Here is a 14,073-nt window from a genome sequence, read left to right on the forward strand (position 1 = left end):
GGCAATCGTCTCCTTGACTCAAGGCCGGTATCGAGGCGTTCATCGCGCCGTCCACGGTGGCGGGGCTGCGTTGGCCAGCCAGTGCGCAAAGTCGTCAGCCGGTAATGCCTTGCTGAAAAAGTAGCCCTGACCTTCTTCGCAGTCGTGGGCCTTGAGGAACGCCAGTTGCTCGGCGGTTTCGATGCCTTCGGCGATAACGTTGAGCCCCAGACTCTTGCTCAGGCTGATAATGGCGCTGACCAGTGCCGCATCATTGCTGTCGTTGCACAGGCCGCGAATGAACGACTGGTCGATCTTCAGCACATCAATCGGAAACCGGCGCAGGTAACTCAGGCTGGAATAGCCGGTGCCGAAGTCATCGATGGCCAGGCGGGTGCCCAGCGCCTTCAAACGATTGAGCGCTACCATCGTTGTTTCGACGTTCTGCATCAGCACACCTTCGGTGATCTCGATCTCCAGCCAGTCAGGGGCCAGGCCTGTCTGCTCAAGCACGCGTTCGACGCCCGCAACGAAGTCACGCTGGCGAAAATCGATGGGTGACATGTTCACCGACATGCGGATCGGCGGCAGACCGGCTGTTTGCCAGGCGCGGGTCTGGCGACAGGCTTCGCCCAGTACCCATTTGCTCAAGGGCACGATCAGTCCACTGTCCTCGGCCACCGGAATGAACTCCGCCGGGTAGATCCAGCCGTGTCCCGGTTTCTGCCAGCGTATCAGCGCTTCGGCGCCGACCACGGTGCCGCTGCGCAGGTCGATTTTCGGCTGATAGTGCAGGACAAACTCGTGTTCGTGCAGAGCGCGGCGAATGCCCGACTCGATGCTGTGCTGCTCGCGGGCGTGCTGGTTCATGGCTTCGATGAAGAAGCCAACGCTGTCAGGGCCGTGCTCCTTGACGTTGCGCATCGCCGTCTCGGCTTTTTTGATCAGCTCGATGGCTTCGAGGCCGTCATCGGGGTACACGCTGATGCCGACGCTGGCGGTGACGCTGACGTCATGCCCGGTTATCGTCTGCGGCAGACGAATGGCGGCCAGCAGTTTTTCCGCGACGCCGTGGGTTTGCTGAGGATGGTTGATGTCGCCGAGGATCACCACGAACTCGTCCGAGCCATAGCGAAACACCGAGTCGGAATCACGCACGCATGACAGCAGTTGGCGGGCGGTGCGTTTGAGCATTTCGTCGCCCGCCGGATGGCCCAGCGCATTGTTGATGCGCTTGAAGCGATCCAGACCGAGGAACATCACCACCAGTTGCTTGTCATGGCGCCGGCAGACAGCCATGGCCTGGCTCAGGCGATCACCCAGCAAGGTGCTGTTGGGCAGCTCCGTGAGGCTGTCGTATTGCAACAGATGCGAGACCTTGAGCAATTCGTGAACCCGCGCTTCGATGGTCCGCTCAAGGCTGAGCATCTTCAGCGCTGCGTCCTGCGCCAGTTGCCATTTCCAGGTCAGGGCGTTGGCCATCTGGCGGATTTCCAGACTGTCGAACGGCTTTTTCAGGATCAGCAACTGGTCGCCGAATTCCAGCCGTTCGGCCATCGCCTCCCAGCTGTAATCGCTGTACGCCGTGCACAAGGCTATCTGCAGGTTGGGGTCGACTTGCCATAATTGCTCGATGGTTTCCAGGCCATCCCAGCCCGGTGGCATGCGCATGTCGATGAACGCCAGAGCATACGGACTGCCATGGCTCAGCGCCTGTTTGACCAGGGCCAGGGCTTCCTGGCCCTGATAGGCGGAATCGAGCTGGAAGGTCAGGTGCGGCGATTGACGGGTGCCGAACAGTGTCTGTTCCAACTGATGCAAGTCGACGTCGTCCTGCGCCTGCGGGGCCAGAATCTTGCGAAAGTCCTCATGAATCGCTGGCGTGTCATCGATGATCAGGATGCGCCGGTTGGTCTGGGGGAAGGCCGTTTTCATGCCTCATCCTCCTTGGGGGAGGGCGCCGCGCGGGGCACGTCCCGGAGCAACCGGCCCGCCTGTTCGGCGCTGACCGCTTCGCTGAAATACAACCCCTGTGCGCTGGGCAGCGGTGCTTCGGCACGGGGAACATCAGGTCGATTCAGGGGTGTCTGGCCTTCGGCGATGATGCCGATGTCCAGGTCCCGGGCGAAATTGACGATCGCTCGCAGGGCGTTGGCTCCGGCCACATCCTGGGACGCGCTGGCGATAAAGCCCTGGGCCAGTTTGAGGTGATTGACCCGGTAGGTTTTCAGGTAATCGAACGAGGAATATTCGGTGCCGAAATCATCGATGGCAATCGCCACGCCCAGCTCACGCAGGCGCGGCAATGCATCGTTGTGGGTCCACTTGGTCTGGGCCAGCGTGGCTTCGGTGACATCGAATCGCAGGTCCCAGGGGGCGAGTTCCCAGCGTGCGGTGGTGCGCAGAACGTCGTAGATCAGTTCGGGGCCACTTTTGAGCTGTGCCAGGGAAATCTTGATCGCCATCACTGGCGGGGCGACCCCGTCATTTCGCCACAGGTGCATCTGGTGGCAGGCGTGATTCAGTACCCAGCGCCCGAGCGGAATGATCGCGCCGGTTTTCTCCGCAATCGGTACGAAGGCGGAGGCGGGTAACAGGCCGAGGCGCGGATGTTGCCAGAGGATTTGTGCCTCCATGCCCAGAATCCTGCCGCTGTGCAGGTCAATCTCCGGTGCGTAATGCAGCAACAGTTGATTGCCCTGAAGGGCGCTGGTCAATTCGTCGACCAGGGTCATGCGTTCGGCCACTTCCCGCGAGATGTCCTCGGAGTGGAAGTGATACTGGTTGCGCCCCATTTCCTTGGCGCGGTACAGCGCCATGTCGGCCTGCCCGAGCAGGCTGTCGGCGTCGAGGCTGAGCCCGCTGTAACTGCTGATGCCGATGCTCACCGAAATGTGCAGCGCATTGCCGGCCAGGTTGTAGGGCGCCAGCAGCGTGTCGCGGATATTGGCCGCCATGGCGGCTGATTGGGTCGGATCGCTGACGTCCAGTTGCAGGATCGCGAATTCATCGCCGCCCAGGCGCGCCACCACGTCGCTTTCGCGCACGCCTGATTTGATGCGGCGGGCGACTTCCTGCAGCAGCAGATCGCCCACCGGGTGGCCCAAGGTGTCGTTGATCCGCTTGAAGTGGTCAAGATCCAGATAAAACACCGCAAACGGCGCGGCCCCCCGACGCGCGGCGGCGAAGGCCTGATGCAGGCGTTCGATCAGCGTGGCGCGATTGGCCAGGCCTGTCAGGCCGTCGGAGCGCGCCAGCAACGCCAGTTTTTCCTCGGCCACGCGGCGCTCGGTGATGTCGAGGATGATGCCTTCGACTTCCAGCAGACGGCCGTCATCATCGCGCACCGGGATATAGCGGTTTTCCACCCAGCGCCAGGTGCCCTGGCCGGTGCGCATCCGGAACTCGATCGAAGCGCCTGACGCATGCCGGTCCAGCACCCGGGCCATGGCGGCATCGACGCTGGCCTGATCGTCCGGATGAATCAGTTCCTGCGCCCAGTTGGGCGAGCGCAGCAGGTCGGCGGCGACATGGCCGTAGCGGGTGATGTTGTGGGAGATGTACATCAGGGCAAACGACGGATCGCCGCGCAGCCGGTACAGGATGGTCGGGCTGTTCTGCACAATCATGTTGGCGTCGGACAGCTCGCGGGTGCGCTCCTGAACCGCCTGTTCCAGCTGGTTCATTTTCAGCTCGGCGTCTTCGGTCATCTGCCATTTGACCGTGAGCGCGCTGGCCATCTGCCGGATCTCGATCGCGTCGAACGGCTTTTTCAGAATCAGCAAGCGGTCATTCAGTGCCAGACGCTGGTCGATGTCTTCCCAGGAATAGTCGGAATACGCCGTGCACAGCGCGACTTGCAGCTTGGGGTCGACTTGCCACAGCCGTTCGATGGTCTCCAGGCCATCCCAGCCTGGGGGCATGCGCATGTCGATGAACGCCATGGCGTAGGGGCGGTTTTCAGCCAGCGCGGCTTCGAGTTTTTCCAGCGCTTCGCGGCCCTGAAAGGCCGAGTCCAGCTCGAAATGCTGGGACGGTGTCGCGGACGGGGTGCCAAACAACAGATTCTCGGTTTCGCCCAGGCCGTCGTCAGCGGGGACGAGCGGGTAGAGAATCTTGGCGAAATCGCCATGAATCGACGGGCTGTCGTCGACGATAAGCACCCGACGATTGATATGCGCTGCTGGCTGGTTCATGCCGCGCCGCCCATGAGGCCGCTGGCGGGTGTCATCCGGGGCATCCTTTTCCCTCGCAACTTGTCGGTTCAACCGATGGAGTATTGCGCCGTGTTCAGCATAGTCGTCCCGGCGCGACGCCGTGGCCTGTGAGCGAAGATTTGCGTGAATGCAGTCAAAAATCATCTAGCCTTGGACTCAGGCGCGGGCCAGTGAGGCGGTCGGTCGATGTGTCGTTAACCCTGTTTCTTGAGGCCAAGCCATGGAAGAGCAATCCGCCCCGTTGCCGGTACATCGACCCAAGGTGTTGCTGGTCGATGACGAGGAATCGATCCTCAACAGCCTGCGTCGTCTGCTGCGGGGACAACCCTATGACGTCCTGTTGGCGACCAGCGGTGCCCAGGCGCTGGAGATGCTGGAGCAACAGCCAGTGGACCTGGTGATGAGCGATGCGCGCATGCCGAACATGGATGGCGCCTCGTTACTGGCGCATGTCCGTCAACGCTATCCGGCGACCGTGCGCATCATGCTCACCGGTTATGCCGACCCGTCGGCAATCATCAAGGCGATCAACGACGGGCAGATTCACCGCTACATCAGCAAACCGTGGAATGACGAGGAGTTGCTGCTGATCCTGCGCCAAGCCCTCGAACATCAGCATTCCGAGCAGGAGCGCCTACGTCTGGAGCGCTTGACCCAGGTGCAGAACGACCAGCTCAAGCTGCTCAACAGCACCCTGGAAAAGCACGTCGCGGCGCGCACTGCCGAACTGCAGCAGACCGCCGACATGCTTGACCTGGCCTACGAAGAACTCAAACACAGCTATGTCACCGGCACCGAAGTGTTCTCGCTGCTGGCCAATTTGCGTCTGCCGCCTGCCAAGCAGACCAATCGGCAGATCATCGAACTGGTGCGCAGCTACTGCAAACAGCACGGTCTGGACGAGGCCACCAGCCGTGATCTGACCATGGCCGCCGCGCTGTACAACATTGGCAAACTGAGCTGGACCGACGGCATGATGACCACGCCTTCGGACTTGCTGCGCCATACCGATCGCGAGCGTTATCGCAGCTATCCGAAGCAGAGCGAATCGCTGTTGATGACGCTTGACCCGATGAAGGACGCGGCCCGTCTGATCCTGCATCACCAGGAGCGCTGGGACGGCAGCGGTTTTCCTGACCGGCTCAAGGGCGAGGCGATTCCGTTGGGGTCGCGGTTGCTGAAACTGGCGGTGGATTTCGTCGAGTTGCAACGCGGCCTGATCCTCGAACGGCATTTGAACAGCGACGAAGCGCTGCTCTATCTGCGGCAGTACGCCGGGCGTTTGTATGATCCCGAGCTGGTCGAAGATTTCATTCAGGTGTGCGCGGCATTTCTGGGCGACGTCACCCTGGCCGACCCGTCGGTCAAGGTGCTGACCACCCGGGACCTGGCGGCAGGGATGATTCTGGCGCGTAATCTCAATGCCGATAACGGCATGCTGCTGCTCAACGCCGGCAAGGTGCTCAGCGCGCTGTTGGTGGAAAAGCTGATTGCCTTCGAAGCCATGGAGGGTGGCAAATACAAGATATTCGTCAAGCTGCCCGAGGAGGATGAAACCGCGCTCAAGGCTCAGGGGGAGTGACCTGTGAGGTGACTGAATCAGGCCGGGCATGGGATCCTTGCGGTTTTTCCAGGCCGGTGGCTGACCCATGACCTCTGCATCCGTTGTCGCTCCAAACCTCATCCGTATCGCCGCGGCGCTGTTGCTCAACGCCGAAGGCCAGACTCTGCTGGTGCGCAAGCGCGGCACCACGGCGTTCATGCAGCCGGGCGGCAAGATCGAAGCGCATGAGTTGCCGGTGCACGCACTGGCCCGCGAGCTGGAAGAAGAGCTGGGCCTGCAGATCGAGCCGGCGCAGGCCTGCTTCCTTGGCCAGTTCTCGGCGCCGGCCGCCAACGAGCTGGGATTCGTCGTGCAAGCGGAGATCTTTCAGCTGACCATCGACGCCGATGTGACGCCCGCTGCCGAAATCGAGGAAGTGATCTGGATTGATCCCGCCACTGATCCTGCTGTGGTTCTGGCGCCATTGACACGCGACCTGATCCTGCCGTTTTATCGCAGCTCACTGACGGCGCTCGCCTGATCATTCACGCAAAGGACATTGCCATGATCCCGCTTCAAGACCTGCTGATCTTCGCCGCCGCCGCGCTGTTGATGGTACTGACGCCGGGGCCGAACATGATCTACCTGATCTCGCGTTCGATCTGTCAGGGACGCAAGGCCGGAGTCACCTCGTTGCTCGGTGTGGTCGCGGGATTTTTCGTGCATATGTTTGCCGCGGCCGCCGGTTTGACCGCGGTGTTTCTGGCGGTGCCGCTGGCTTATGAAGTGCTGAAGTGGGCCGGAGCGCTGTATCTGCTGTGGCTGGCCTGGCAAGCGGTCAGACCCGGTGCGCGCTCGCCGTTCGAAGCGCAGCAACTGCCGGCGGATTCGTCGCGCAAACTGATCACCATGGGCTTTCTTACCAGCGCCCTGAACCCGAAAATCGCCGTGTTTTACCTCTCGGTGTTTCCGCAATTCATCAGCCCCGAACACGGTTCTGTGTTCACCCAGAGCATCATTCTTGGCCTGACCCAGATCAGCGTCAGTTTCAGCGTCAATCTGCTGATCGCGCTGTTCGCGGCGGGCATTGCGTCGTGGTTCGTGCGCAATCCGACATGGCTGGCGCTGCAGCGTTACTTCATGGGATTTGTACTCGCCGGTCTGGCGGTGCGTCTGATGCTTGAACAACGCAGGACGGCCTGAACATGTGGATCGAACGCCTCGACGCCAGTCATGCCCTGGCTTACCGCGAGATGATGCTCGAAGCCTACGACCGCCATCCGCAGGCCTTCACCTCCAGCGTGCGCGAGCGCGCGGTGATGCCGTTGAGCTGGTGGGAAGCGCGGCTGACCAGCAAGCTCGACGTAGTGCTCGGTGCGTTCGAGGAAGGCACACTGGCCGGCATCGTCGGCCTGGCATTCGAGCCGCGAGAAAAGGCCCGCCATAAGTCGACCCTGTTCGGCATGTACGTATCAGCCGATTTTCGCCAGCACGGTCTGGGCCATGAATTGGTGCAGGCTGCCATCGCCGAAGCGCACACCCATCCGGCACTGAAACTGATCCAACTGACCGTCACCGCTGGCAACGACGCCGCGTTCTCCCTGTACCAACGCTGCGGCTTCATCCAGTTCGGCCTTGAGCCGCTGGCGGTGCGGGTCGGCGAAGACTACTTCGACAAGATTCACATGTGGCGACAACTCTGATCGTCCCCCTAAGTGAGAGGTTTTTGTGGCGAGGGGATTTATCCCCGATGGGCGGCGAAGCAGCCCCAAATCCTACAAACGCGGGCTATCTGAAACACCGAGTGCACAGGTCTCAGGGCTGCTGCGCAGCCCATCGGGGATAAATCCCCTCACCACAATGAATCTTTTTGTCTCGCAAATGTTCTCGGTTTACCGTCAGTCATGAGGCACCTTGGTGTCAGCGAACCGCGCTGACCCCATCCAGCGTCGAGAACGAGGTGTCCTTGGCGGTCAGCAGGAAATCGCGCATGTAAGGCGCATCGAGCATGTCGGCGCGGATCGCCGCGTACAGCGTGGCAAACAGACCCTTCTCGCCCAGACGCTTGGCCTTCACGTAACCGCGCGAGCTGTATTCGTGCAGCGCCCAGTGCGGCATGCCGCAGACGCCACGGCCGCTGGCGACCAGTTGCATCATCATCACCGACAGCTCCGAGGTGCGCACTTGCGCCGGTTCGATGTCGGCCGGTTCGAGGAAGCGGGTGAAGATGTCCAGCCGATCGCGCTCCACCGGATAGGTGATCAGCGTTTCAGTCAGCAGGTCTTCGGGAACGATGTACGGTTTGCTCGCCAGCGGGTGCTGGTTGGCGACTGCGAGCATCGCTTCGTAAGTGAACAGCGGCACGTAAGTGATACCGGCGATGTCCAGCGGATCGGAGGTCACCACCAGATCCAGATCGCCGCGGGCCAGCGCCGGCAGCGGGGCGAAGGCGAAGCCCGAGGCGAGGTCGAGTTCGACCTCCGGCCAGGCGTCGCGGAATTGGTCGATGGTCGGCATCAGCCACTGGAAACAGCTGTGGCATTCGATCGCCATGTGCAGGCGCCCGGCGGTACCCCCGGCCAGACGACTGATGTCGCGTTCGGCGGCGCGTAGCAGCGGCAGGGTGGCGTCAGCCAGTTGCAGCAGGCGCAGGCCGGCGCTGGTGAAACGCACCGGTTTGGTCTTGCGCACGAACAACGGCATGCCCAGGCGCTCCTCCAGTTCCTTGAACTGGTGCGACAGCGCCGATTGGGTCAGGTGCAGGCGGTCGGCGGCATCGACCAGGCTGTCAGCCTCGCGCAGGGCGTGCAGGGTTTTCAGATGACGGATTTCAAGCACTGCTGGCCCCATGAAGAAAATTTGTGATCATGACGAAAGCGGTGAGTTTGTCTCATGTTGACGGCGCTGTCGACCGCTCAAGCAGCAGCGGGGCACAGGCAGTGCCCCGCTGGTTTTGCTTTAGAGATCAGCGAAATGCAGGATTCCCAGCGGTTTGCCGATATCGCCACGCCAGATCGCCTCGACCTGCGCACCGCCGGCGGCCTGGGCCTGCTGCCATTGCAGGCCGAGATTGCGTTGCTCCGGCAATTTCAGATGGGCTTTGACGAAGTCGGCGAACGGCACCTTGTCCGAGGTGTAGTGAAAGTGCGCATACCACAGCGTGCGCGGCGGCGTGCTGGTGAGGTCGCGCACTTGGTATTCCTGAAGGAAATCCTTGCGCCCGTCAGCGCGTTTGCCCAGTGCCCGCAGCGATCCTTCCTTGCGAATCTCCACCACTTGCTGTTGCAGCAAATAATCCAGATAGCCTTCGGTAGGCGTCTTGCTGCGCAGTGATTGATCGATGCGCAGCGTGCGGCCGGTGCGCCGCAGTTCAGCGGCCGTGTCGCGCAGTTGCCGCACCACTGGTTCAACCGGTGACAATTGCTCGATGGTCTGTGCGCGGGTGCTCAGCTCGGTCGCTTCGCTGACGAGCATGTGTTCCAGATCCACCGGCAGCATGTCCTGGGGAGCGTAGGCCTGAACCCGGTTGCTGTAGGCCGGAACCGCCGCGAGACGTTTTCGCGCCTCGGCCAGCAACGGCTGAACATCGGTAGGCAGTGGTGCAGCGGCTTGCGCGGGTTGGGCTGGCAGATGGTATTTACCGCTGGAGCGCTGTAGCCAGGTTTCGCGGAAACCGTCGATGCCTTCGACGGTGAAGCGTTTTTCCCGGGTGCCGGGGTCAATGCTTTCGGTACCGATCAGCAACTGGTTGTCCTCGGTTTCGAACAGTTGCCTGCCGCCGGGCTCCTTCGGTTTGATCGGCGGGCGCTGTTTGATCGAGTGCCGCGCGTGTGCTTCAACCTTGCTCAGGCCATCGAGGAATGGCCCGACCTGTTCCAGATCCAGGTGCTGCGCATAACCCAGTGTCCAGGCGTTGAGCTGACGACGGAAACCGGCATAGATCTGCAGGCAATCCTCGATCACTTGTTTGCGCTCGACCAGGCTGGCGCTGACCTCTGGCAGGTGATGCTGGGTCAGGAGCGCGCGCCCGACTTTTCCCCTCGCTTCCTTCATTTGCGTGTGGAAGTACATCCAGTACAAATCATCGACCGCTTCGTATCGGGTAATGGTCTCCAACAGATGTGCGGTTCTCAGGTAATAGTGAGTGCGTTCGCCGTAATTGCGGTTGAGGGCTGTGATGTCGGCTTCTATCTTGGCTCTCTGGGTGGGGTTGATGTGAGTCTTCCACAGGTTGGCCTGTTCAATGGTCGCGTGCAGGTGATCGAACTCCTTGAGAAAAGCCTTGCGAATCAGCTTGCGTCGGCCCATCAGGTGCACATGCGCTGCCGTGTGGTGGTAAGGCGTGGCGTCCGATTCGGCGACCAGAGCATCGATCTGGTTCAGGTATTCGAGCAGTCGGTCGCGGGCGATGGTCGCGCGTTCTACCGTCCGGTCTACCACCAGTAATGCACTGCCGCTCTTCAGCTCCTTGAGCTGTTGGCGTTTGTTGCCGTGGCTCAGAGGCAGCAGTTCGTCCGAGTTCTGAAAAAGCTGGATGGCCCTGTCGATGTCGTTGACACAGGCCGTGTCGACCTCCGCCTGCAGCGGCTTGCGCTGGGCGAACTCAAGACTCTGATGCTTTTTCAGCAACTGGTTGGAGGTATCTATCTGGGCCTTCAGGCGTCTTCTATAGGCCTCGACGGTATTGGTCAGGGTCAATTGCCTGCGCAGTTGCCGATCGGTCCACCAGCGCGGCAACCACTGGCGAATTGGCGCGGGCCAAAGTGGGTCTATGCCGTCGGCCAGATGTCCGAGCACGGCGCCACCGCCTGCACCGCCACCGTCCATAACGGTGCCGTACACCGCGTAATGGGTGTTCCACTGGCCATTTTCGTCGAGGGCGATCGGTTGTTTGTAGCTGCGCATCCGTGAGCCATAAAGCCTCCAGCCACGCGGCGCATCGCTGAGCTGAACCTGATAGATGCGGCCCTGACGAACAATGAAGTCGCCATCGGCGTGGCGGTAGACGTTGCGATAGACCCCGTGGGTGGCCGGGTGCAGGCCGGCGAGGGAAATTTCGTATTCGTACTCGTAACCCTTGAAACGCTCGAGCGTCTGCCTGGTCCATTGCCAGGACGTCGACATCGCGGCGGATCTGCCCAGTGCCGCGCGTTGCCGCTGGCGGCTGGCCAGACGTGCGGCTGCGGGTGCCGAAACTGTTCCGGGAAGCACATCCATTGCCGCGTCGATCAGCGACAGCAGCACCGCTTCCACCTCCGCCAGACCATGTCCGAGCTCGCCGCGCAAGAACGCCGCGACCGCCAGATTGGCACTGTTCCAGGCGTCATACAGGGCCACGGCCGCGCCCACGAACGGCAACATGCCGATAGCCATTTTCAGATAGTTGAACAACGCCCCGGACTTCAGTGCACAGCGTTCGAGATACAACGCATCGTTGGAGCGTGAACTGCTGCGATGGGCCTCCAGCAACCGGCCCATGTGCACGTTCAATAAATGAATGGCCAACGATGTGGTCGCCGGCCAGGCCATCCCGACGCCGATCAGCGCATCGAAATTGCGCAGTTGGGCCTGGTTGATCCGGCTGACATGGCTGGCAAAATCGCCGCTCACGGCGCGTCCGGCCAGGTAGCTGACCATTTTGCTGTCCACACAACGCCTGAACAGATCCACCCGCGCCTGTTCCAGCGTTTCGTATTGACGCAGGAGGATCGCGTCGGGGCTGTCGGGCAGGTACAGCAGCGTCAGGCCACTGGTTTGCTCGACAATCAATGTGACACCCGCGAGCGTGCTCGGTCCTTGATGCGCGGTGTCCTCTCCTCCGACGGTCAGGTGCACCGGCAGCAGCGCGATGCGTTGTCCATTCACGGCATACGCCTGAGGTGTATTCGCCTCGATGGCGACTTTCAGCACGGCATGGCCGGCATTGTCGATGTGCCGTTGCAGCAGCGCGAACTCACCTTGCAACCTGAGCATCAGCCGCCACGGTTCGCTCAGGCATTCACGGCGCCAGGCCTGCTGAAACGCCGGTTCTCCCGGCGCGCCGAAAAATGCCTGGCGAATCAGTTCTTCGTAACGTCCGGGCAGATCCAGCTCTGTTACCAGATTGCGCAAATAGGCCGGGGTGATCCCGGCTTCCAGGCGCTGTCGATCAGTGGGGTTCTCGGCGCGGATCCTGGCCCGCATGAAGGACAGGCGCCACTGCACGTCCTGATCGATGTTTTCCTGTGCCAGTTGTTCAAGGGTGAGGTCGCCGCGCTTGTCGCTCGCGGTCAGGATATTGCGTTGCGGTGTGCCAGGCGCGGCGCCTTCCATCACGGTTTTTTGCCAGAAGGTCGAGTCGGGCAGGTCGAGGCTCACGCTCGCGCTTTGTTTGAGCGCAAAGTCTGCGCGCAAGCGGGCGTCGATGCGTTGTTCGGCAAAGGCCTGACGCGGCGGTAATTCCCGTTCGAGCAACGCATGAGCGCGTTGCATGGCGCCGAGGTACTGGCTGATCAGCGTTTTGATCCGTGCACGTGGCGCGTCGTCCAGCTTTTCAAACCATGCAGGCAGGTTGCCGGCCAGCGCCGCGCTGCGATCTTGCGCCTGACGTTCGGTAAATGCCCGTTCACGGGCTTGCGCGACCGCTACGGTCAGGCGTGGCAGATATTGTTCGCGCAGCTTTTCCATCTCGGCCCGGCGCTCGTCGGCACGGCCGGGCAGCGGGTTGTCACGCAGGATCTGCGCGGCTTGCTGTTCGCAGTCATAGAGTTGCTGATCAAGCGACCAAACGAGCGAATCGCCAGCCAGTGGCGTCAGGTGCAAGGTCAGCCCGCCGTCGTTGGGCGAGCGTTTGAACAGGTTCTGCTCCAGCGCCGCACGCGAAGTAAAACGTTGCAGTCCGCCGAAGTGGCCGGGCCAGTAAAGCAACAGGCTGTCGCTTGAGTCGGGCGCCAGCGCCGCAGTCGTCGCGATGATCAGCACGCCATGCAGCTCCTCGACCGCGGTAACGCCCTCATTTGTCGCCGCCAACGATACGCGCGCGATAACCCCGTCCGCTGTCAGCAGGTTGCGCCCCGGTGCGTCCAGCATTGCGATGACGCGCCGATGCTCCTCGATGGACAGTTGCTCCAGCGCCCGTTGCAGTTCGACCTCGGCGCGCAGTCCCGCGATACGCGCCTGAAGCAGGGCGTGGTAGTGCTGGTTGCTGGCCTGGCGCAGTTCGAGCATCGTCAGCGGATGGTGGCTGTCGAGCAGGGCGGATGCCGCGTCATGACTGGCTTGCTGCGCCTCGCTCAAAGCGTCGAATCGTTGCGCCAGTTGCTGACGTTGCGGGCTGTTCAGCTCGGCGTCGCCAAACAAGCGGTCGAGCGCACGTTGTTCAAGCGCCAGCGTCTGCCGGCGCGCGTCCAGGGGAATATCGGCAACCAGCAAACCGAAGGGCGCAACTTCATCGACGGTTTGCCCGGCACTCTCCGGCAGGGTGGGCGCGACCGGGAAAAATTTGTCGAGCGCGGCCCAACTGGCACCGCTGCTTGCCGATGTGGACAGCAGTGGTTCAATTCCGCGTGTGAGTGGATCGCTACCGAACTCGATGAAGTCCAGCGAGGTGATGCGTAACGGATCCGGCTGCTGGTCAATCAGCCAGCGTTCCAGCGCGGTCTGCTGTTCGAAACGGATCAACGGTTGCGAGTGCGTGGGCAGATAAAGCAGCAGCGTTTCCTCCAGCTTGATCAGCAACGTGCCGTACACACGCAGGCGGCTGTTATCGACGCGGTTGAGTACCGGCTGCGCGACCCGCAGGTCCGCCGCGACCTTGTTCGAAGGGGGGAGGAGCTGCGACAGCCTCTGTCGTTGTGTGGCGTCGAGCCTGCCTTCGGCCCCCGCCCAATGAAGCGCGGCCTCGAAATGCCGGTGATAGAGGCTCAAGGCATGCTCGCGCCGCGACAGCGCAGTGCCGGGCGCGCGGACATCCCACCAAGCGCTTTCGGGTTGTTGGGGATGGTGGGCCAGGAGATCCAGCCATTGCTGGTGACAGTCGTTCAAACGAGCCGTCGCCAACAGGTAAAGCGTTTGATCGACGTATGGCTGTAATCGTTGATCAAGGCCGAAGTCGGCCGTTGCAGAGGGCAGTGCGTGGGACATGCGACAAGGCTCCAGAGGGCATGCAGACCGGGTAATCCCGGCCTTCGTGCCTATTAGAGGCGCGCTCTCACAGCCCCATGCGGTACATGGTTATCGCTGGGTAGTGGTTTTGTTTCAGAGGATGTACAGACCGCTCCGGCCTGATTCGTTGCCTTCATCGCGCTGGCGTGGAAGATCGTGTCGGACGTCGGAACGCTGTGCAGGATGACCGCT

8 protein-coding genes are annotated in these 14,073 nt (G+C 61.7%); 4 read left to right on the forward strand and 4 right to left on the reverse strand.

Annotated features, from left to right (window positions below; all coding sequences use genetic code 11):
* Positions 1-39: 39 nt before the first annotated feature.
* Both HDC30_RS16190 and HDC30_RS16195 read right to left on the reverse strand, forming a co-directional pair.
* Entirely contained in the window at positions 40-1,914 is a 1,875-nt protein-coding gene (locus HDC30_RS16190; RefSeq protein ID WP_183783974.1) for a bifunctional diguanylate cyclase/phosphodiesterase, read from the reverse strand.
* Positions 1,911-4,175 carry an EAL domain-containing protein gene (locus tag HDC30_RS16195; RefSeq protein ID WP_183783982.1) on the reverse strand — a complete coding sequence of 755 codons (2,265 nt, stop codon included), beginning with the start codon at positions 4,173-4,175 and terminating at the stop codon, positions 1,911-1,913. The genes HDC30_RS16190 and HDC30_RS16195 overlap by 4 nt, the downstream gene beginning before the upstream one ends.
* A gap of 241 nt (positions 4,176-4,416) precedes the next feature.
* On the opposite strand from HDC30_RS16195, the gene HDC30_RS16200 reads away from it, so the two are divergent.
* The 4 genes from HDC30_RS16200 to HDC30_RS16215 all read left to right on the forward strand — a co-directional run bounded on the left by HDC30_RS16200 (position 4,417) and on the right by HDC30_RS16215 (position 7,442).
* Positions 4,417-5,778, forward strand: a complete 1,362-nt coding sequence (locus tag HDC30_RS16200) for an HD domain-containing phosphohydrolase (protein WP_096795592.1) — start codon at positions 4,417-4,419, stop codon at positions 5,776-5,778.
* Between the two features lie 67 nt (positions 5,779-5,845).
* On the forward strand, positions 5,846-6,280 hold the full coding sequence (locus HDC30_RS16205) for an NUDIX domain-containing protein (protein WP_183783985.1): 435 nt from the start codon (positions 5,846-5,848) through the stop codon (positions 6,278-6,280).
* A 23-nt stretch (positions 6,281-6,303) separates the two neighbouring features.
* The gene (locus tag HDC30_RS16210; protein ID WP_096795594.1) at positions 6,304-6,942 is read left to right on the forward strand and encodes a LysE family translocator; all 639 of its coding nucleotides are present in this window, start codon (positions 6,304-6,306) and stop codon (positions 6,940-6,942) included.
* Positions 6,943-6,944: 2 nt separating this feature from the next.
* Entirely contained in the window at positions 6,945-7,442 is a 498-nt protein-coding gene (locus tag HDC30_RS16215) for a GNAT family N-acetyltransferase (RefSeq protein WP_183783987.1), read from the forward strand.
* A gap of 217 nt (positions 7,443-7,659) precedes the next feature.
* Here the strand turns inward: HDC30_RS16215 and metR are convergent, their stop codons facing one another.
* Positions 7,660-8,577, reverse strand: a complete 918-nt coding sequence (gene metR, locus HDC30_RS16220; protein ID WP_007968856.1) for a transcriptional regulator MetR — start codon at positions 8,575-8,577, stop codon at positions 7,660-7,662.
* A 120-nt stretch (positions 8,578-8,697) separates the two neighbouring features.
* A complete protein-coding gene (locus HDC30_RS16225) occupies positions 8,698-13,860 on the reverse strand; it encodes a dermonecrotic toxin domain-containing protein (protein ID WP_183783989.1) in 5,163 nt (1,720 codons plus the stop codon).
* Between the last annotated feature and the right edge of the window lie 213 nt (positions 13,861-14,073).

Source organism: Pseudomonas sp. JAI115 (genome assembly GCF_014200835.1).
Classification (GTDB): Bacteria; Pseudomonadota; Gammaproteobacteria; order Pseudomonadales; family Pseudomonadaceae; genus Aquipseudomonas; species Aquipseudomonas putida_A.

Bases quoted from the DNA above. Each gene is read 5' to 3' on its own strand.
- HDC30_RS16205 (WP_183783985.1), top strand. From the start codon at position 5,846: ATGACCTCTGCATCCGTTGTCGCTCCAAACCTCATCCGTATCGCCGCG.
- HDC30_RS16200 (WP_096795592.1), top strand. From the start codon at position 4,417: ATGGAAGAGCAATCCGCCCCGTTGCCGGTACATCGACCCAAGGTGTTG.
- HDC30_RS16190 (WP_183783974.1), bottom strand. From the start codon at position 1,914: ATGAAAACGGCCTTCCCCCAGACCAACCGGCGCATCCTGATCATCGAT.
- HDC30_RS16215 (WP_183783987.1), top strand. From the start codon at position 6,945: ATGTGGATCGAACGCCTCGACGCCAGTCATGCCCTGGCTTACCGCGAG.
- HDC30_RS16195 (WP_183783982.1), bottom strand. From the start codon at position 4,175: ATGAACCAGCCAGCAGCGCATATCAATCGTCGGGTGCTTATCGTCGAC.
- HDC30_RS16210 (WP_096795594.1), top strand. From the start codon at position 6,304: ATGATCCCGCTTCAAGACCTGCTGATCTTCGCCGCCGCCGCGCTGTTG.
- HDC30_RS16225 (WP_183783989.1), bottom strand. From the start codon at position 13,860: ATGTCCCACGCACTGCCCTCTGCAACGGCCGACTTCGGCCTTGATCAA.